Below are 18,978 nucleotides of genomic sequence, written 5' to 3'. Positions count from 1 at the left end.
GAGCCCCATGAGCATGTCTACCGAAGTGGCCGTCCAGCATGGCACGCTGGCCCCTGATAACCAAGGCGATGCCCAGTACCTGACCTTTCTCATCAACGGCGAGATGTTTGCCATCAACATTCTCGGGGTCAAGGAGATCATCGAATACGGCAACATCACTCCCATCCCCATGATGCCGAGCTTCATCCGCGGCGTGATCAACCTCAGGGGAGCCGTGGTCTCGGTGGTGGATCTCAATGCCCGCTTTGGCAATGCCCCTTCCAGCATCACCCGCCGCAGCTGCATCGTCATTATCGAGGGAGTGCATCCGGACGATCCGGAACACGGCAATCAGGACATCGGCGTGGTGGTCGACTCCGTCTCCGAAGTGCTGACCATTCCCTGCAATGAGATAGAGCCGCCACCGAGTTTCGGGGCTCGCATCCGGGCGGACTTTATCAGCGGTATGGGCAAGGTAAATGGCAAATTCGTCATCCTCATCAATACCGAGAAGGTGCTCTCCATCGACGAGATGGCACAGCTCAGCGAACTGACCCAGCAGCAGGAACGGTTGCTGGAACAGAAGCCACAGACACCGTAATTCAGGCGTAGCAAGCAACAAGAGTGTCGCTCACCACACCACACAGCAATGACATGTCGCACAAGGATAAGGCTCATGACTCAATCATTTTTTGGCAATCTGTTCGGCAACGGCAGCGCTCATGCCTTGCTGCAGGAACAACTGCTCCAGCTCATTGGCGCAACCCGATCGCTCCAGCAGGGGATCAGACAAGGCGACCAATCTGCCCAGCTTGAGCTGGGTTCGCTCAGTGGCCCGCTGCGGGAACTCTGTCAGGAGTTCAATACCGTGCTGGCGCTGCTGGGGGAGCGCCTTAGCAACACCCTCGCCACCATCAGTGCCAACCAGACCCTGTATGACGAAAACCTGCGAGTGCGCAAGGCGCTGGATGGGGCCTCGACCAATGTGATGATCGCTGATACCAATCTCGACATCGTCTATATGAATGAAGCCGTGCTCGCCATGCTGGGCCAGGCCGAATCGGACATTCGCAAGGATCTGCCCAATTTTGATGTCAGACAGCTGATGGGCAAGAACATTGATACCTTCCACAAAGACCCTTCCCATCAGCGCAGCATGCTGGCCAAACTGAACAGCACCTATCGCGCCCAGATAACCGTCGGGGGACGCATCTTCTCGCTGATCGCCAATCCGGTCTTCAACGATGGCGGCGAACGGCTTGGCTCCGTTGTCGAGTGGGCCGATCGGACCAAGGAGATCGCCATCGAAAACGAGATGAAGGCAGCCAGCGCAGCGGCCAAGATCGCCGCTGCAGAGAGCCTGCGCGTCAAGAAGGCGCTCGATGGCGCCAGCACCAACGTGATGATCGCCGACACCGATCTCAACATCATCTACATGAATGAATCCGTCAAAGAGATGCTGAGCCTGGCTGAAGCGGATATTCGCAAAGAACTCTACAACTTCAATTCAGCCACCCTGATGGGGGCCAACATCGACAGCTTCCACAAGAATCCGGGCCATCAGCGCAGCATGCTGGCCAAGCTGAACAACACCTATCGTACCCAGATCCTGCTCGGCGGGCGCACCTTCTCGCTCATCGCCAACCCGGTGTTTGGCGACGATGGCGAACGGCTCGGCTCCGTGGTCGAGTGGTCGGATCGCACCAAGGAAGTCGCCATCGAGCGGGAGATGTCGGAGATCGTGCAGGCAGTGATCAACGGCGAACTACACCGCCGCATGGATCTGACCGGCAAGAATGGCTTCTTCCAGACCCTGGGAGAGGGCATCAATCGCATCGCTGAGGTGATCGATACCAGCCTCAACGACGTGATCCGGGTGGTGCAATCCCTGGCCAGAGGCGACTTGACCCAACAAGTCGAGGCCGACTACCCCGGAGTGTTTGGCACCACCAAGGACTCCCTCAACCAGACCATAGTCTCGCTGACCAATATCGTCACCGAAGTGCGGGGCGCATCTGACAATCTCTCCAGCGCGGCCGAACAGGTCAGCGCCACCGCCCAATCCATCAGCCAGTCAAGCAGCGAACAGGCTTCCAGCATGGAAGAGACCAGCGCCTCCATCGAGCAGATGAGCGCCAGCATCAACCAGAACACCGACAATGCCCAAGTCACCGATGGCATGGCCAGCAAGGCAGCCAAGGAGGCCGTGGAAGGCGGTGAGGCCGTCAAGCTCACGGTCGATGCCATGAAGCAGATCGCCAAGCGGATCGGCATCATCGACGACATCGCCTACCAGACCAATCTGCTGGCCCTCAATGCCGCCATCGAGGCCGCCCGGGCCGGGGATCACGGCAAAGGCTTCGCCGTGGTGGCCGCCGAAGTGCGCAAACTGGCGGAGCGCAGCCAGGTCGCGGCCCAGGAGATCGGCGAGCTGGCCTCTAGCAGTGTCGACATGGCGGAGAAGGCGGGCCGTCTGCTCGATCAGATGGTGCCCTCCATCAACAAGACCTCGGATCTGGTGCAGGAGATCAGCGCCGCCTCCGCCGAACAGTCCACCGGCGTCAGCCAGATCAACATCGCCATGAATCAGCTGAGCCAGGTCACTCAACAAAATGCCTCCTGCAGTGAGGAGCTGGCTGCCACCGCCGAGGAGATGAGCAGCCAGGCCGAACAGCTGCAACTGGCGATGGAGTTCTTCACGCTGGAACAGCACAAGCACGGCGCCAACCAGAAGGCACCGGCCCGTGGTGGCCCACGGGGGCGTTTCATGCACGAGGGCAACGGCCAGGAAGGTGTAGGTACCACGCCACGCCCTCACAATGACGCCGACTTTATCCGCTTCTAGCCTGATGCGGGTGGGCCAAGCTCACCCGCATCCCGCTCACCGCAGGGAGTTTGTGCGTGTATCAGACCCAGTTGCATGATGATGAATTTGCGCAGTTTCAACGCTGGATCCACCAGACGGCGGGTATCGACTTGTCACCAGCCAAGAAGGCCCTGGTTGCCAGTCGCCTGTCAAAGCGGCTCTGCCACTACGAGCTGGAGAGCTACGGCGACTATTTCAGCCTGATCATGAATAACCGAGGGACAGAACTGCAGGTCGCACTCGATCTGCTCACCACCAACGAGACCTATTTTTTCCGCGAACCCAAGCACTTTGAATTTCTCGGCAACAAGGTATTGGCACAACTGCCAAAAGAACGGGCGGTGCGGATCTGGAGCGCGGCCAGCTCTTCCGGTGAAGAGCCCTACAGCCTGGCCATGACCCTGGCCGACAATCTGAACCATGGCAGTTGGGAGGTCATCGCCTCGGATATCTCGACCCGGGTGCTGGAGCAGGCCAGAGCCGGGCAATATCCCATCGAGCGGGCCCACAACATCCCGCTGCCATTTTTGATGAAGTACTGCCTGAAAGGGGTCGGTTTTCAGGAGGGCACCTTCATCATCGATCGCAAGCTGCGCGAGAAGGTGCAGTTTCATCACATCAATCTGAATCAGGAGCTGCCCGACATCGGGCTGTTCGACGTCATCCTGATCCGCAACGTGATGATCTATTTCAACCGGGAGACCAAGGCGCAGGTACTGCAACGGTTGGTACCGCGCCTGCGCAAAGGGGGCTATCTCATCGTCAGCCATGCCGAGAGCCTGAACGGTCTGCCCCACGGCCTGCAACTGGTATCGCCTTCCATCTATCTGAAACCATAAGGGTTTCAATATGAGAGAGGTCTCGCTGCAACCTGGAGAATTCTATTTTGGGCAGGATGACACCATCATCCGCACCCATCTTGGTTCCTGTGTGGCCATTACCATGTGGCACCCGGAACAGAAGCGAGGCGGCATGTGCCACTACATGCTGCCCAGCCGCGGCCACAGCACCATGAGTCTGGACGGTCGCTATGCCGATGAAGCAATTCAACTATTTATCAATGAGATAAGCAAATATCCCGCCCCCATCCACGAATACGAGGTCAAGCTGTTTGGCGGCGGCAACATGTTTATCGAACAACAAACGCTCAACACCATGAATGTGGCCATCAGAAACATCAAGGCCGCCTGGCAACTGACCCAGCACCTGGGCCTCACCATCAAGGCCCACCATCTTGGCCATGCGGGACACAGAAGCCTGATTTTTGAGCTGGCCAACGGCAATGTCTGGGTGCGTCATCACCGCTTGCCACATCGCTAAGGGGACGGGAATGAAACAGATCAAGGTCATGCTGGTGGATGATTCCGCCGTGGTCAGGCAGGTATTGCAAGCCATTCTCGAGCAAGAACCCGACATCAAGGTCATCGCCACCGCGTCTGATCCGCTGTTTGCACTGGAGAAGCTGAAGAAGGAGTGGCCAGACGTGATCGTGCTGGACGTGGAGATGCCGCGCATGGACGGCATCACCTTCCTCACCAAGATCATGGCCGAACACCCCACTCCGGTGGTCATCTGCTCCTCCCTGACCGAGAAGGGGGCGGAAACCACGCTGCAGGCCATGGCCGCTGGCGCCGTGGACATCATCACCAAGCCCACCGTCGGCCTGAAAAGCTTTCTGCAGGAGTCGGCGCAGGAGCTGGCCATGGCGGTACGCGCCGCCGCCCAAGCCAATGTCAGACGACTGGCCAAAGTGCCCACCCCCAGCGTCGCCCCCAAGCTCAACGCCGACGCCATCATGCCCGCCGCCAGCCAGCATGCCATGGCCCAGACCACCGAGCGAATCGTGGCGATCGGTACCTCCACCGGCGGCACCCAGGCGCTGGAGGCCGTGTTGACCACCCTGCCCCGCGTCTGCCCCGGCATTGTCATCGTGCAGCACATGCCGGAGAAGTTCACCGCTTCGTTTGCCGAGCGGCTCAACAGCCTGTGTCAGATAGAAGTGCGGGAGGCCAAGAGCAATGACAGGGTGATCCCCGGGCTGGCGCTGATCGCCCCCGGCGGCAAGCACATGCTGCTCAAACGCAGCGGCGCCTACTATCACGTCGACGTGATGGACGGCCCCCTCATCAACCGCCACCGCCCTTCGGTGGACGTGTTGTTTCGCTCGGTGGCCAAGTTTGCCGGCGGCAATGCCACCGGCATCATCATGACCGGGATGGGGGATGACGGCGCCCGCGGCTTGCGGGAAATGCTGGAGGCGGGCGCCAACACCTTCGCCCAGGATGAGGCCTCCTGCGTGGTCTTCGGCATGCCCAAGGAGGCCATCAAGCTTGGCGCCGCCCGCCATGTCTTGCCGCTGCAGGATATCCATCACGCCATCGTAGGCCGCTAGCAGGCGGCAGAGAGATGAAACGACACAGCCCGGCATGACCGGGCTGTTTTATCTCAATGCGGCATATCGTCGAGCAGGGCAAACAGGCGGTCAATCTCAGCCGAGGTGTTGTAGTGCATGCAGCCTATGCGCAGCACCCCATCGCTCACCCCCAGTTGCTCAACCAGTGCCAAGGCATAGAAATGGCCGGCCCAGCTGCATACCTGATGCTGCCCCAAAAACTCGGCCATCTCGGCCGGGGTATGGCGGTTTGACGTCAGGGCGAAGGTCGGGGTGCGCCCCTGGCTGCCGTGAATGCCGTGCAGGGTGAACCAGGGCCGCTCGGCCAGCTTGGCCATCAGATGCTCGCTGAGTTGCCGTTCGTGGGCCTGGCTGCGGGCAAACGCCAGATCGAGGCGAGCTTCCAGCTCATGCTCGGTGCCGTCCAACCCGGACAGGGAGGCCAGGTATTCGACGGTGGCCTCCACCCCGGCCAGCGCTTCCCAGCTCTGGGTGCCGGTCTCCCACTTGTAGGGCGCCACGTTCTTGGCCGGCTCAACCTTGTAGGGAGTGAAATGCGTCAGGTGGCGATGCTTGCCATAGAGAATGCCGAGATGCGGGCCGAAGAACTTGTAGGCGGAACACCCCAGAAAATCGCAATCCCAGGCCTGCACATCGATACGCTCGTGGGGAGCAAAGTGAACCGCATCCACATAAAGCAAGGCCCCTGCCCCGTGCACCGCATCGGCGATGCGAGGGATGTCGACCAGAGTGCCGGTGGTATTGGAGGCCGCCGTCACCGCCACCAACCGGGTCTTGGGCCCCAGCAGGCTGCACAGATGCTCATAGTCCAGCCCGCCGGTGGCCACGTCTATTCTTGCCTGATGCACCACCACGCCGCGATCCGCCGCCGCTTGCTGCCAGCTGGAAACGTTGGAGTAGTGATCGAGCGCGCTGACGATGATCTCGTCGCCGACCTGCCACTCCCGCGCCAACGCTCGGCTGAGCGCAAAGGTCAGGGTGGTGAAGTTGGCGCCGAACACTATCTCCTCTGCCCGCTCAGCCCCCAGCAACGCAGCCACCGCCTGCCTGGCCCGCAGCGCCTGCTGCTCGGTCACCCTGGCCGAGAAAAAGGGGCCCCCCAGATTGGCGTTGAAGTGACCGAGGTAATCGGTCATGGCGGCGAGTACGGCATGTGGCACCTGAGCGCCGCCGGGGCCGTCCAAGAAGATGGGGGCTTTGCCCTCAACCAGCTGATTGAGAGCGGGAAACTGGCCGCGCAACACGGCGATATCGAGAGCCTGCATAGGGAGAGTCCACAATCCATGTTAACAGTTGAATAACATGGCGAGAGTAAAATGCGGCAGCAGCAATGTCCATCAAGGAAGCGGTCAGCCATCACACTTAGAAGAGAAGGTGATTTTTTCAGTACAAAACGCTACTCGGCGCATGTTGTCTGATGGTGCTTCACACCCGCGATGAGCCCTGGATCTGGTCTGACAGCGACAGGGAAGTCGTTGATAAGCGTGAAAAATGAGCGACAAATATCAAAAAATGACCGAATGGCACTTTTTTATCGCCAGATAGGCCCACCAGGGGTTCACAAAGAGCGAAGATCTGATAGTATGCGCCTCGCACTTGGGGAGGGGTTCCCGAGCGGCCAAAGGGATCAGACTGTAAATCTGACGGCTCTGCCTTCGAAGGTTCGAATCCTTCTCCCTCCACCATTCAAGTGCAACAATCAGGAAAATACCCCGTGGAGGGGTTCCCGAGCGGCCAAAGGGATCAGACTGTAAATCTGACGGCTCTGCCTTCGAAGGTTCGAATCCTTCTCCCTCCACCATCTTCCTGAACACAATATGCAAGGCCCCTGTGGAGGGGTTCCCGAGCGGCCAAAGGGATCAGACTGTAAATCTGACGGCTCTGCCTTCGAAGGTTCGAATCCTTCTCCCTCCACCATCATTCAAGAAAACCCGGCCCAGTGCCGGGTTTTCGCTTTTCACGCTTCTATCCATTTGACACTGTCAGATCTGACAATTGCCTGTCGGCCCGCTTTTGGAAACAGTATTGCCATCACATCAAGAGACATGACCATGTTCGAGATCTGGGATGAAGAGGGACAGGCAACCGGTCTGAGTCTGCCGCAGCTGCAACAACGGCTGAGCTCCTATCGCGGCGAGGTGATGGTGCGCTACATCAACCGCATCGGCCTGCCCACCACCCTGTTTCTGACCATCGACCAGGGCCTTGCCTATCAGCGCTTCAAAGCCGATACCCCCCTGCTCGACTGGACCTGGCTGGCACAGGCCGTACAGCCGGAGCAACGCAAACAGTCATTGCTTCCACTTGAAGCAGTTGCTCCCTGAATAGTTGTATGTATCAATAGATAAGTAAATGGGAAAACTATTTAAGAGAACAGATTAAATACTTAAAATTTTACTTTATATACTCCATCCAATAAGAGCATGTATTAATAATAGCTTACTATTTAAAATCATATAGGTAGCAATGAAATTTATAACATCATACATGATGTGATCTGTTATCTATCCCAGATTATTAATATTTATAAATAGTCAGAGCGCTTACGCCCTATTCTCCGAAACAATTAGTCTGAACGAACTTGCCACCTGAACCCATTCTATAACAATCTCAAGTGCCCCCATAGCTGGCGTCATCATAAATCACTTCATGAATGGCGATCTCTACAAAAATCGCCTAACCAGCTGATGGAAAGCAATTTAAAATGTGCTCCTTGCTAGCTAAACATATGATCATATAAACTTCCGATACTGATTCCTGCCGATGCAGAAGTATTGCCGCTGAACAGCAAAAAAAAAAGATCAAATATACTTTCCTCATTACCATTCCAAGCGTCTATCTATACAAGAGGGATGAGTGAAATCATCAACACGGCGAGGCGTTGCGGCTCTTTAATAATCATCCCACCGTATATTTACCGGGCCAGTCTATGACGCAAACGAGTCAGCGTTAATCGGAATAGTCCTATATTGCAGGCATTAATTAACGTTAATTATCAGATGATTCCTACAGGCTTTTCCGATCTCTTCTGCTGTATTATCCGCAACCCTATCCGTCAACAGGTGAGTGCCGTGTTTGCATTTCAAGAAGAGTACCCAATAGGTGACATGGCAAGCATCGCGGTGGCCGATCTTGCCGTGCCCTTCTATCAGCCGATCATCGGCCGGGATCATCAGGTCAAGGGTTATGAGGTGCTGGCCAGACGCTGGGAGCAGGCCCAGCAGAGCTATCAGGGCATCGACTTTGCCTCCCTCAGTGAGGAGCAATCCCTGCATCTGGACATCGTCATGCTCAGGGCCATCATGCGGGATCTGCCGACCCTGGCAAAAGGCGGACCCTATTTTCTTTCCATCAATCTCAACCCGACCCTGAACAGCCCCACCTATCAGAACCTGTTGCTGCTGGTGCTGATGCAGGCGCGCAAGCTGGGGATCGAGGTCTGGTTCGAGGTGCTGGAACAGGCCCCGCTGCAGCGGCAGCACAGGGCGCTGATCGAGGTACTGCGCAGCCACGGTGCCCATGTCGCCTGCGATGACTTCGGTACCCTGGAGTGCAACTTCCAGCGCATGCTGGCGCTGCCCTACGAGGTCATCAAGCTGGATCGCTCCCTGCTGCTGCAAGCCAGCAAGACGCCCCATGCCCTGCGCATGCTGACCGGTCTGGTGGAGTACCTGCAGCGGCTCGGCATGAAGGTGGTGTGCGAAGGGGTCGAGACCCTGCAACACATCGAAATAGCCAACCGGCTCGGTTGCGACTATCAGCAAGGCTACGCCTACGCCATGCCCTCCCCCCTCTCTCGCTGGGCCTGAACCGCCCCATTTTTGACCGCCGACTCGCGCCGGGGACGTTCCCCTGCCAAATTGCATGATGCGGTGAGGGCGAGTACAATCTCGCACCCCGTTTATCCGGTGCATGCTGCTGCAGCCCGGATATACCGTTATCGGGTCGCGCCGAGCGAGTATCCACTCCCGGCGTAGCTCAACCCATACGGCGCCATCAGGTGGCGCCGTCCTGATTTGCAATCAGATACGAAGAGTCCGCCATGTTTAAACCAGAATTGCTCTCCCCCGCAGGTTCCCTCAAGAACATGCGTTACGCCTACGCCTATGGCGCCGATGCCGTCTATGCCGGCCAGCCCCGTTACAGCCTGCGGGTGCGCAACAACGAATTCGATCACGAGAATCTACAGCTCGGCATCAACGAGGCCCATGCCCTCGGCAAACAGTTCTACGTGGTGGCCAACATCCAGCCCCACAACTCCAAGCTCAAGACCTTCATCCGCGACATGCGCCCGGTGGTGGAGATGAAGCCGGATGCGCTGATCATGTCCGACCCCGGTCTCATCATGATGATGCGTGAAGCCTTCCCGGACATGCCTATTCACCTGTCGGTACAGGCCAACGCGGTCAACTGGGCCACGGTGAAGTTCTGGCATCAGATGGGCCTGACCCGGGTCATCCTCTCCCGCGAACTGTCGCTGGACGAGATCGAGGAGATCCGCATGCAGGTGCCGGAGATGGAGCTGGAAGTGTTCGTTCACGGGGCGCTGTGCATGGCCTACTCCGGCCGCTGCCTGCTCTCCGGCTACATCAACAAGCGTGACCCCAATCAGGGCACCTGCACCAATTCCTGCCGCTGGGAGTACAAGGTGCACGAAGGCAAGGAAGATGACGTGGGCCAGATCGTCCACCGTCAGGAGCCCATCGCCATCCGCCCGGACAACACCCTGGGTCTTGGCAAACCGACCGATGCGCTGGTGCTGCTGGAAGAGTCCAACCGCCCGGGCGAGTACATGAGCGCGTTCGAAGACGAACACGGCACCTACATCATGAACTCCAAGGATCTGCGCGCGGTCGAGCACGTCGAACGACTGACCAAGATGGGCGTGCACTCGCTGAAAATCGAAGGCCGCACCAAGTCCTTCTACTACTGCGCCCGCACCGCCCAGGTCTATCGCAAGGCCATCGACGATGCGGTCGCCGGCCGCCCGTTTGACCGCAGCCTGATGGGCACCCTCGAGAATCTGGCCCACCGCGGCTATACCGAGGGCTTCCTGCGCCGTCACAACCACAGCGAATACCAGAACTACGACTACGGCTACTCGGTCTCCGACACCCAACAGTTCGTTGGCGAGATCACCGGTCGCAACGGTGACATGGTGGAAGTCGAGGTGAAGAACAAGTTCCTGGTGGGCAACAGCCTGGAACTGATGACCCCGCAGGGCAACCTCAGCTTCAATCTGGAGCAGATGCAGAACCGCAAGGGCGAGCTCATCGACACCGCGCCGGGCAACGGCCACGTGGTCTATGTACCGGTGCCGAAGGAAGTGGACGTTGACTACGGCATCCTGCTGCGCAACCTCGGTGAGCGCCAGGATACCCGTCAGCCGCACTCGGCCGCCTGAGATGGCACTGCTCATCACCGACAAGTGCATCAACTGTGACATGTGCGATCCCGAGTGTCCGAACCAGGCCATTAGCCTGGGCGAGGAGATCTACGAGATCGACCCCAGTCGCTGCACCGAGTGCGTCGGTCACTACGAGAAGCCGACCTGCATCAGCGTCTGCCCCATCGACTGCATCATCTGGGATCCCGCTCACGTGGAAACCGAAGATCAGCTGATGGAAAAGTTCGTGCGGATGCACAGGCAGTAACATCAGCATCTGCTCTACATGGACTGCATCATCTGGGATCCCGCTCACGTGGAGACCGAAGATCAGCTGATGGAAAAGTTTGTGCGGATGCATCGGCAGTAAAACATCGGTAACCCGCAGGTCGCTGACGACACATAAAAAAAGCCCCGCATGCGGGGCTTTTTGACGTTTGGCGCTCACGGCATCTAGACGTATTCCATAAAGACCCGGGAGGTAAGCTTGGTGATGAGCTCGTAGGGGATGGTGCCGATCTGGTCGGCCACCCGCTCCACCGGCAGCCCTTCACCCCACAGCACCGCCTCGTCGCCGGCCTTGTCGGTGGCGCCTGGGCCGAGATCCACCGTGGTCATGTCCATGGAGACCCTACCCACCAGCGGCACGATACGGCCGTTGACCAGCACCGGCGTGCCGTTGGGGGCCATGCGTGGATAGCCGTCGCCATAGCCGATGGCGATGACACCGAGCCGGGTATCGCGATCCGACACCCAGTTGGCGCCATAGCCCACCGGCTCGCCCGCCTTGTGATCCCGCACTGCAATCAGTTGTGTCTTGAGGGTCATCACCGGCTGCAGGTCGTAATCGGCCGCCACCGTGTTGGGGAAGGGGGAGACGCCATAGAGGATCACGCCGGGGCGGATCCAGTCGCAGTGGGAATCCGGCCAGGCCAGGATGCCCGCGGAGTTGGCCATGGCCCGCTCGCCCAACAGCGGCGCGGTCAGCTGGCTGAACAAGTCGATCTGCTCGCGGGTGGTGGGCTGCTCCAGCTCATCGGAGCGGCTGAAGTGGGTCATGATGTTGAACGGTTGAACCACGTTCTTGCACTTGGCGAGGCGCTCGATAAAGGCGGGCATCTCGTCGGCCCGCACGCCGAGGCGGTGCATGCCGGTGTCGAGCTTGAGCCAGGCCACCACAGGGGCAGGCAGCTCCGCCTGCTCCAGCGCTTCGAGCTGCTCCCAGGTGTGCACCGCGGTCTGCAGGTTGTTGGCCGCCAGCACCGGCAGGTCGGCCGCGCTGAAGAAGCCTTCCAGCAGCACGATGGGCTTGACCACGGCGCAGGAGCGCAGCATCAGCGCCTCTTCGATGCGGGCCACCGCATAGGCATCCGCATCCACCAGGGTGCGGGCGACCGGCAGCAGCCCATGGCCATAGGCGTTGGCCTTGACCACGGCAATGATCTTGCATTGGGGGGCGTGGCGTTTCACCACGGCGAGGTTGTGGCGCAGGGCCGCGGTATTGATTTGGGCTATAGCCGCTTTCATCTGTTTTCCCTTACGAGGGCATGATAACGCGCGAACGCGCCAGGCACCGGAGGGTGTCAGCCCTTAATTGTCATCGTCTAAGGCCGGACCGGCAGAATTGTCGAACCGGGAAAACTGTTTCTGGATACCGGGAGCAGGCTCCCGGCTTACTTAGTAGTCATCATCAAACGCCGGGCCCGCGTAGTTGTCAAAGCGCGAGAACTGACCCTGGAAAGTGAGGCGCACCCGGCCGCATATTGGCACCGTTACGCGGCTTTGCAGCGATGACTCTCACCACTTTCTTTCTCTTCAGGATCGCGCTGACGATGATCAGTAGTCATCATCAAACGCCGGACCCGCGTAGTTGTCAAAGCGCGAGAACTGGCCCTGGAAGGTGAGGCGCACCCGCCCGATGGGGCCGTTACGCTGCTTGCCGATGATGATCTCGGCGATCCCCTTGTCGGGGCTGTCGTCGTGATAGACCTCGTCGCGGTAGATGAACATGATCAAGTCCGCATCCTGCTCGATGGAGCCCGATTCCCGCAGATCCGAGTTGACCGGGCGCTTGTCAGCCCGCTGTTCCAGGCTTCGGTTGAGCTGGGAGAGCGCCACCACCGGGCACTGCAACTCTTTCGCCAGCGCCTTGAGGGAGCGGGAGATCTCGCCGATCTCCAGGGTCCGGTTGTCAGACAGCGCCGGCACCCGCATCAGCTGCAGGTAGTCGATCATGATCATCGAGAGGCCGCCGTGCTCACGGGCAATACGACGGGCGCGAGAACGCACGTCGGTCGGGGTGAGGCCGGAGGCGTCATCGATGTACATCTTGCCCTTCTCGAGCAGCAATCCCATGGTGGAGGAGAGCCGCGCCCAGTCCTCGTCGTCGAGCTGACCGGTCCGCACCTTGGTCTGGTCGATGCGCCCCACCGAGGCGAGCATACGCATGATGATCTGCTCGGAGGGCATCTCGAGGGAGAAGATCAGTACCGGCTTGTCAGCGGTGAGCGCCGCATGCTCGCACAGGTTCATGGCAAACGTCGTCTTGCCCATGGAGGGACGGGCCGCGACGATCACCAGATCCGAGCGCTGCAGGCCGGCGGTCATCTTGTCGAGATCACCGTAACCGCTCGATACCCCGGTCACGCCGTTGTGGGGCGTCTTGAACAGCTCTTCAATCTTGTCGACGGTCTGCTCGAGAATAAGCTTGAGCGGCTGGGGCCCCTCGTTGGCGCTGCTGCGCTGCTCGGCAATCTTGAATACCTTGCTCTCGGCGAGATCCAGCAGATCGCCGGAGGTGCGCCCCTGCGGCTCATAGCCTGCTTCGACTATCTCGTTGGCGACCGAGATCATCTCCCGCACGACCGCCCGCTCACGCACGATCTCGGCGTAGGCACTGATGTTGGCGGCACTCGGGGTGTTCTTGGCGATCTCCACCAGATAGGCGAAGCCACCGGCCTCTTCCAGCTGTTCGGAGCGCTCCAGCTCCTCCTGCAAAGTGATGAGGTCAATGGGGTTGCCCGCATTGGAGAGGCGGGTCATGGCCTGGAAGATGAGGCGGTGCGGGCGGCTGTAGAAATCCTTGTCGATCACCCGTTCGGCGACCCGATCCCAGGCCTCGTTGTCCAGCATCAGGCCGCCCAGTACGGACTGTTCGGCCTCAAAAGAGTGGGGAGGTACTTTCAGCTGTTGTGTCTTGGCGTCTTTTTTCGCCGTCACTTGCTCTGCCATACACATAAAAACCGCAGCGGGAAGGGGACGGGAATTTTACAAAAGAAACCCCGTCATCGCGAGTGCAAATGCACGCTATTCACTTCTGTCAGCCACAACCGCTCTCCTGATGCTTATTGACGCCGCCTGTCGATGAAATCTGTCTCGCATTCATACAATCATGAAGGGCCAGACTAGGGTCTGATCCTGCGGTTTGGCTCGCGCCTTGTTGCGCAGCTTGCGCTCCTTGCGGCTCGGTCGTCGACTTTTCATGGCCTGTCTCCTCGCAACGCCCCCGATCGGGGCAATCTGTTCATGAATAATTCATGCCAATCATGTTAATCATAGTCGCAAGCTGCAATACAACGAGGGACAGGCAGCCTGCCATGCGCCTCGCTGAGCTTGCCAAAGCAGAGCATGCCCCACCCACTGATGAGAGTGAAAAGAGTCAAAATGAAAAAGATGCTGACCCTGTTTGCCGTGATCCTGGCCATTGGCCTGGGGGCACCCATTGCCGAGGCCAAGAAATTTGGCGGCGGCAAATCCTTTGGCAAGAGCTATAAAACGGCTCCGGCCCAACCGGCCGCCAAACCCGTCGACACCAAGAACCCCACCGTGGGCGCCCAGGCACCCAAGAAGGGCGGCATGATGGGCGGCCTGCTCGGCGGCCTGCTGGCCGGTGGTCTGTTCGCCTACCTGCTGGGCAGCGGCGCCTTCGAAGGTCTGCAAGGGATGGACTTCCTGCTGATCGCCCTGCTGGCACTGGGGGCCGTGTTCCTGATCCGCACCCTGCGCAAGGGCAAGATGGCGGCGCCACAGCAGCAGACGGCCTATGCCGGCTATCAGCCGCCCCAGAGCGCGGCGCCCCAGCAGTTCGAGCAGAACCACAGCGCCCCGCAGGCCACCGGTTTTGCAGACAGCGACGTGCCGTTCCGCCTGCCGCCAGGTTTTGACATGAACGGTTTCCTGGCCGGGGCTCGCGATCACTACCGCACCCTGCAGGAAGCCTGGAACAAAAACGATCTGGAAAAGGTACGCGAGTACGTGAGTCCTGAGCTGTTTGAACAGCTCAAGGCCGAGCGTGCCGAGCTTACCGGTGAGCAGCATACCGAAGTGATGTATGTGGACACCCAGCTGGTGCGCGCCGACTACGGCAGCGACTGGGCCCAGGTCAGCGTGCGCTTCAGCGGCCGCTACATGGATCGCCAGGAGCAGGTCGAGGAGGACATCAAGGAGGTGTGGCACCTCGAGCGCAACCTCGCCAAGGACAATGCCCCCTGGCATATCGTCGGCATCGAGCAGCTGTAAACGCGCTTTTCCTGCGATGACAAGCAAAGGCGGCCTGAGGGCCGTCTTTGCTTTTTGGTATTTCCAGCCCCCTGCACCCGCCCATGCCGCCCCTTGTACCGGCTATGAGATTGAGGTGTGATTGTGTAGTATGACCGACCTTTTTTTGTTCAATTGACTCTTCATCGAGGCGTGGCCCATGGCTCTTCCTTTTCTGCGTCGCAGCAACATGCCTCGTCTCCTGGCCAGCCTGCTGTGCTGCGCCACCCTGATCCTCATCTCCCTCGTCACCCTCTACTGGCAGACCTGGTCGATGACGCGCCAGCAGGCCCAGACCGCCGCCGAACGCGCCATGACCCAGATCGACAGCGCGCTGCACCACTCGACCCTGGCGGCCAAGGCGGCACTGCCACTGGCCAGCCGTCCCTGCCGCGAGGTGGCCCGCGAGCTGCGGGTGCTGGTCGCCACCTCCCCCTATGTGCGCTCGGTCAACCTCTCCCGCAACGGTCGCCTCTACTGCTCCTCCATCTTCGACGAGATCGATCTCAAAGACCGGCTGCAGAACAGCCAGCACGAGCTGCTCAGACTGGAGGCGGTCACCCAGCTCGGACGTAAACCGTCGCTGCTGTTCTACCACCTGAGCGAAGGGGATCATGCAGTGGTGGTCGCCATCAACCCCTATCATCTGAGCAAACCGTTGCAGTGGCACCTCGCCGGGCCCCACAGCTGGGTGCAGATAGGCAAGCAGTGGCTCGACCTGCAGGGCAAGGTGCACGATGGTCAACCGCCCAGGCTGCGGGGCTTCAACTACCGGCTCGACTCGGCCACGTTCGGCTACAGCCTCAACCAGGGGTTCCCGCTGAGTGCCGTGCTGGCCATGACCCTGCAAAAACAGGGCAGCATGGTGCTGCTGATCCTGGCCCTCGGGGGGCTGGCCGGCCTCGCCACCTACCGCTGGTGGAGTCATATCTCGACCCCGACCCAGGAGCTCAGGCGTGCCATCATCAAGCAGGAGTTCGTGCCCTATCTGCAGCCCATCGTCGTCAGCCAGAACGGCCAGCTGCATGGCTGCGAGGTGTTGATGCGCTGGCAGCACCACCGCCAGGGGCTGATCCGGCCGGATCTCTTCATTCCGCTGGCGGAGGAGAGCGGCCTCATCATCCTGATGACCCAGACCCTGATGCAGCAGGTGCGGCTGCAGTTTGCCCCCCATGCGGCGGCGCTGCCGCCCCGCTTCCACTTCAGCTTCAACATCTGTGCCCGCCACTGCCAGCAGCTGAGCCTGCTGGATGACTGCCGCAGCTTTCTCGCCGCCTTCACCGCCAACCCGATCACCCTGGTGCTGGAGCTGACCGAGCGCGAGCTCATCACTCCCAACCACCTCACCGAGCGGCTGTTTGAGGAGCTGCGGCAGATGGGGGTCAGGATCGGGCTGGACGACTTTGGCACCGGCCATTCCAGCCTCACCTATCTGCAGCAGTTTCACGTGGACTATCTGAAGATCGATCAGAGCTTCGTCGCCATGATCGGCACCAACGCCCTCTCCCGTCATATTCTTGACAGCACCATCAGCCTGGCGACCCGGCTTGGGCTGCAAACCATCGCCGAAGGGGTCGAGACCCAGGAGCAGGCCGACTTTCTGGTCGAGCGGCAGGTCGATTACCTGCAGGGCTACCTGTATGGCCGCCCGCTCACCCCGCAGCAATTTCTGCAGCAGCTGAGCCCCACGCCTGCGCCTTGAACCACCGCTGACACCAATGGGGTTGCATTGACACCCATGCTGGCGGAAAATCCCCGCCGCGCCTTCTCCTGCTCTGCCAAATAGAGCAAACGTTTATTTGCTTTATTAATGTGCAGTAGCTCAAAGGAATCAGCTCTGTTTATTTCCAATTATTACTTTTTGCCTAGAATCGCCACACTCCTGTCATGCAGGAACGATATACAGGACTATAACAACAAGAGGAATATTACCGATGAAGAAGACGCTACTGGCCGTCACCGTCTCTATTACCCTGTTCGGGCTGACCGCCTGCAATTCAGAAAACAGCAGCAAGGAACATATTCCGCTGGATCTGACCATTGCCCACATCAATGATACCCACGCCCACCTCGACCCGACCGAAAATGCGCTGGCGATCCAGCCCACCGGCCAGGAGCTGTTCAAGTTCAACGCCAAGCTGGGCGGCTATCCGCGCCTGAAGTTCAAGCTGGACGAGCTGCGCAGCCAGGCTGCCAACGAGGGCCGCAACTTCATGGTGCTCAACGGTGGTGACGCCTTCCAGGGCACCCTCTATTTCACCCAATTCAAGGGTGAAGAGGAGTCCCGGCTGCTCTCCGACATGGGTATCGATGCCATGGTGCTCGGCAACCACGAATTCGATCTGGGCAACCAGGCTATTAAAGACTTTGTCTCACGGGTGAATTTCCCGGTATTGGCTTCCAATATGGTGAAATCCAGTAGCGCTACCCTGAAGGACAGTGAAAATATTCACGAATATGTCATTAAGGAAGTCAATGGCGAGAGCGTGGGTATTTTCGGGCTGGTGCTGGAAAATATGCATGACATCTCCTCACCGGATACCGACACCAAATTCCTGCCGATGATTGAGACCGCCCAGAAAATGGTCGATACCCTCAAATCCAAGGGTGCCAACAAGATCATCATGGTCACCCATATCGGCCTGCAAAATGACCAGGCGGTCGCCAAGGCCGTCAACGGCATCGACCTGATCGTCGGTGGTCACTCCCAGACCTTCCTCGGCGACATCACCGAGCTCAACAGCATCGGCTACACCGCCCACAACCAGAACCCGGCCGACGACAACACCTATGCCCAGATCGTCAGCAACCCGGACGGTGGCAAGACCTGTATCGTGCAGGCCGGTGAATGGGCCAAGGGCTACGGCCTGGTCAACGTCTCCCTCAGCAAGGAAGGCCAGCTCACCAAGTGTGAGGGCCGCAACACCCTGATGACCGGCGACGACTTCACCAAGGAAGTGGCCAAGAAGAAAGTGCCGCTCAGCGGCACCGAGCAGACCAACGTGGTCGACTTCATCAACAAGTCCCCGGTCATCGAGATCGTGCCGGAAAACACCGCCATGCGCGATGTAATCGACACCGAGTACAAGCCGGCCGTGGCCGAGCTCGAAGCCAAGATCATCGCCGACGTGCCGACCAAGCTGACCCACGTGCGCGTGCCGACCACCCCGGACGGCGCCGGCCTCATCGATCCCCTGGTGGCCGAGTCGCTCTACTGGAAGCTCAACAAGCTCAACACCAAGGTCGACTTCACCATCCAGAACGCCGGTGGCGTGCGTGCCGACGTGAACGCCGGCCCGCTCTCGGTCGGTTACGTGATGGGTACCTTGCTGCCGTTTGGCAACAAGATCGCCGCCTTCAACCTCAAGGGCAAGGACGTTCGGGCCACCCTAGAGTACGCCGTTGACTACTCCATCGGCCTGGAGACCGGGATCGCCGCTTCCAGCGGTGCCTTCCCCTACGTCGGCCATCTGAGCTACACCTACGACGGCAAGCTGGTCAAGGGCTCCCGCATCACCAAGCTGGAACTGCTGGACGCCAACGGTCAGTGGCAGCCACTGGATGACGAGAAGGTGTACCGGGTCGGTGCCAACACCTACATCGCTTCCGGCAAGGATGGCTACAACGGCCTGCTCAAGCGTGAAGAGCTGCCCAACAAGGGTGACTACGTCGACTCCGGCGTCGGTGAGAACGAGATGTTCATGGAGTACGCCGAGTCCCAGGGCACCCTCAACCCGCTGCCCTACGCGACCGTGACCTACTACAAGCCCTGATCCGGCTCACAAGCTGTTGCAACGG

At 59.4% G+C, this 18,978-nt stretch carries 15 protein-coding genes, 3 tRNA genes and 1 pseudogene; 16 read left to right on the top strand and 3 right to left on the bottom strand.

Going from position 1 to position 18,978, the window contains the following annotated elements; translation table 11 throughout:
• Positions 1-7: 7 nt before the first annotated feature.
• The 5 genes from E5E96_RS12390 to E5E96_RS12370 all read left to right on the top strand — a co-directional run bounded on the left by E5E96_RS12390 (position 8) and on the right by E5E96_RS12370 (position 5,237).
• A complete protein-coding gene (locus E5E96_RS12390) occupies positions 8-580 on the top strand; it encodes a chemotaxis protein CheW (RefSeq protein WP_029301654.1) in 573 nt (190 codons plus the stop codon).
• 75 nt (positions 581-655) lie between these two features.
• Positions 656-2,824 (top strand): methyl-accepting chemotaxis protein, encoded by a 2,169-nt coding sequence (locus E5E96_RS12385; protein WP_171282262.1) that lies wholly within the window; start codon positions 656-658, stop codon positions 2,822-2,824.
• Between the two features lie 56 nt (positions 2,825-2,880).
• Positions 2,881-3,684 carry a protein-glutamate O-methyltransferase CheR gene (locus E5E96_RS12380; RefSeq protein WP_118881781.1) on the top strand — a complete coding sequence of 268 codons (804 nt, stop codon included), beginning with the start codon at positions 2,881-2,883 and terminating at the stop codon, positions 3,682-3,684.
• A 10-nt stretch (positions 3,685-3,694) separates the two neighbouring features.
• Entirely contained in the window at positions 3,695-4,165 is a 471-nt protein-coding gene (cheD, locus tag E5E96_RS12375) for a chemoreceptor glutamine deamidase CheD (RefSeq protein ID WP_011704960.1), read from the top strand.
• Between the two features lie 10 nt (positions 4,166-4,175).
• Positions 4,176-5,237 (top strand): chemotaxis response regulator protein-glutamate methylesterase, encoded by a 1,062-nt coding sequence (locus E5E96_RS12370; protein ID WP_039215468.1) that lies wholly within the window; start codon positions 4,176-4,178, stop codon positions 5,235-5,237.
• 53 nt (positions 5,238-5,290) lie between these two features.
• On the opposite strand, the gene E5E96_RS12365 is transcribed toward E5E96_RS12370, so the two are convergent.
• Positions 5,291-6,523 (bottom strand): cysteine desulfurase-like protein, encoded by a 1,233-nt coding sequence (locus tag E5E96_RS12365; RefSeq protein ID WP_171282261.1) that lies wholly within the window; start codon positions 6,521-6,523, stop codon positions 5,291-5,293.
• A 335-nt stretch (positions 6,524-6,858) separates the two neighbouring features.
• Between E5E96_RS12365 and E5E96_RS12360 the strand changes: the two genes are divergently transcribed.
• From E5E96_RS12360 to E5E96_RS12325, 8 genes and pseudogenes are all read left to right on the top strand, one after another.
• Positions 6,859-6,943 (top strand) — tRNA-Tyr (locus tag E5E96_RS12360).
• 31 nt (positions 6,944-6,974) lie between these two features.
• Positions 6,975-7,059, top strand: a tRNA-Tyr gene (locus tag E5E96_RS12355).
• A 31-nt stretch (positions 7,060-7,090) separates the two neighbouring features.
• Positions 7,091-7,175 (top strand) — tRNA-Tyr (locus E5E96_RS12350).
• Between the two features lie 134 nt (positions 7,176-7,309).
• Positions 7,310-7,582 (top strand): hypothetical protein, encoded by a 273-nt coding sequence (locus tag E5E96_RS12345; protein WP_171282260.1) that lies wholly within the window; start codon positions 7,310-7,312, stop codon positions 7,580-7,582.
• 747 nt (positions 7,583-8,329) lie between these two features.
• Positions 8,330-9,067 carry an EAL domain-containing protein gene (locus E5E96_RS12340; RefSeq protein WP_171282259.1) on the top strand — a complete coding sequence of 246 codons (738 nt, stop codon included), beginning with the start codon at positions 8,330-8,332 and terminating at the stop codon, positions 9,065-9,067.
• A 233-nt stretch (positions 9,068-9,300) separates the two neighbouring features.
• Entirely contained in the window at positions 9,301-10,662 is a 1,362-nt protein-coding gene (gene yegQ / locus E5E96_RS12335) for a tRNA 5-hydroxyuridine modification protein YegQ (protein WP_017408769.1), read from the top strand.
• A gap of 1 nt (position 10,663) precedes the next feature.
• The gene (locus tag E5E96_RS12330; protein WP_005334896.1) at positions 10,664-10,912 is read left to right on the top strand and encodes a YfhL family 4Fe-4S dicluster ferredoxin; all 249 of its coding nucleotides are present in this window, start codon (positions 10,664-10,666) and stop codon (positions 10,910-10,912) included.
• Positions 10,913-10,930: 18 nt separating this feature from the next.
• Positions 10,931-11,014: pseudogene (locus tag E5E96_RS12325) on the top strand (ferredoxin); the annotation flags it as partial.
• An 83-nt stretch (positions 11,015-11,097) separates the two neighbouring features.
• Here the strand turns inward: E5E96_RS12325 and alr are convergent.
• Entirely contained in the window at positions 11,098-12,171 is a 1,074-nt protein-coding gene (gene alr, locus E5E96_RS12320; RefSeq protein ID WP_171282258.1) for an alanine racemase, read from the bottom strand.
• A 309-nt stretch (positions 12,172-12,480) separates the two neighbouring features.
• Positions 12,481-13,875: a replicative DNA helicase gene (dnaB, locus tag E5E96_RS12315; protein ID WP_011704946.1), complete on the bottom strand. Its 1,395-nt coding sequence runs from the start codon at positions 13,873-13,875 to the stop codon at positions 12,481-12,483.
• 432 nt (positions 13,876-14,307) lie between these two features.
• On the opposite strand from dnaB, the gene E5E96_RS12310 reads away from it, so the two are divergent.
• From E5E96_RS12310 to E5E96_RS12300, 3 genes are all read left to right on the top strand, one after another.
• On the top strand, positions 14,308-15,162 hold the full coding sequence (locus E5E96_RS12310; protein WP_011704944.1) for a Tim44 domain-containing protein: 855 nt from the start codon (positions 14,308-14,310) through the stop codon (positions 15,160-15,162).
• Between the two features lie 178 nt (positions 15,163-15,340).
• A complete protein-coding gene (locus tag E5E96_RS12305; protein WP_043159583.1) occupies positions 15,341-16,882 on the top strand; it encodes a cyclic diguanylate phosphodiesterase in 1,542 nt (513 codons plus the stop codon).
• Positions 16,883-17,114: 232 nt separating this feature from the next.
• On the top strand, positions 17,115-18,953 hold the full coding sequence (locus E5E96_RS12300) for a bifunctional UDP-sugar hydrolase/5'-nucleotidase (protein ID WP_171282257.1): 1,839 nt from the start codon (positions 17,115-17,117) through the stop codon (positions 18,951-18,953).
• Positions 18,954-18,978 lie beyond the last annotated feature (25 nt).

This window comes from Aeromonas sp. 1805, assembly GCF_013085525.1.
GTDB lineage: Bacteria > Pseudomonadota > Gammaproteobacteria > Enterobacterales > Aeromonadaceae > Aeromonas > Aeromonas hydrophila.
This window is presented reverse-complemented; position numbering and strand designations above follow the sequence as displayed.

Excerpts from the sequence above, each read along its gene's own strand:
- E5E96_RS12300 (WP_171282257.1), top strand. The coding sequence starts at position 17,115 with ATGAAGAAGACGCTACTGGCCGTCACCGTCTCTATTACCCTGTTCGGG.
- yegQ (WP_017408769.1), top strand. The coding sequence starts at position 9,301 with ATGTTTAAACCAGAATTGCTCTCCCCCGCAGGTTCCCTCAAGAACATG.
- cheD (WP_011704960.1), top strand. The coding sequence starts at position 3,695 with ATGAGAGAGGTCTCGCTGCAACCTGGAGAATTCTATTTTGGGCAGGAT.
- E5E96_RS12305 (WP_043159583.1), top strand. The coding sequence starts at position 15,341 with ATGGCTCTTCCTTTTCTGCGTCGCAGCAACATGCCTCGTCTCCTGGCC.
- alr (WP_171282258.1), bottom strand. The coding sequence starts at position 12,171 with ATGAAAGCGGCTATAGCCCAAATCAATACCGCGGCCCTGCGCCACAAC.
- E5E96_RS12365 (WP_171282261.1), bottom strand. The coding sequence starts at position 6,523 with ATGCAGGCTCTCGATATCGCCGTGTTGCGCGGCCAGTTTCCCGCTCTC.
- E5E96_RS12330 (WP_005334896.1), top strand. The coding sequence starts at position 10,664 with ATGGCACTGCTCATCACCGACAAGTGCATCAACTGTGACATGTGCGAT.
- dnaB (WP_011704946.1), bottom strand. The coding sequence starts at position 13,875 with ATGGCAGAGCAAGTGACGGCGAAAAAAGACGCCAAGACACAACAGCTG.
- E5E96_RS12345 (WP_171282260.1), top strand. The coding sequence starts at position 7,310 with ATGTTCGAGATCTGGGATGAAGAGGGACAGGCAACCGGTCTGAGTCTG.
- E5E96_RS12370 (WP_039215468.1), top strand. The coding sequence starts at position 4,176 with ATGAAACAGATCAAGGTCATGCTGGTGGATGATTCCGCCGTGGTCAGG.
- E5E96_RS12390 (WP_029301654.1), top strand. The coding sequence starts at position 8 with ATGAGCATGTCTACCGAAGTGGCCGTCCAGCATGGCACGCTGGCCCCT.
- E5E96_RS12310 (WP_011704944.1), top strand. The coding sequence starts at position 14,308 with ATGAAAAAGATGCTGACCCTGTTTGCCGTGATCCTGGCCATTGGCCTG.
- E5E96_RS12385 (WP_171282262.1), top strand. The coding sequence starts at position 656 with ATGACTCAATCATTTTTTGGCAATCTGTTCGGCAACGGCAGCGCTCAT.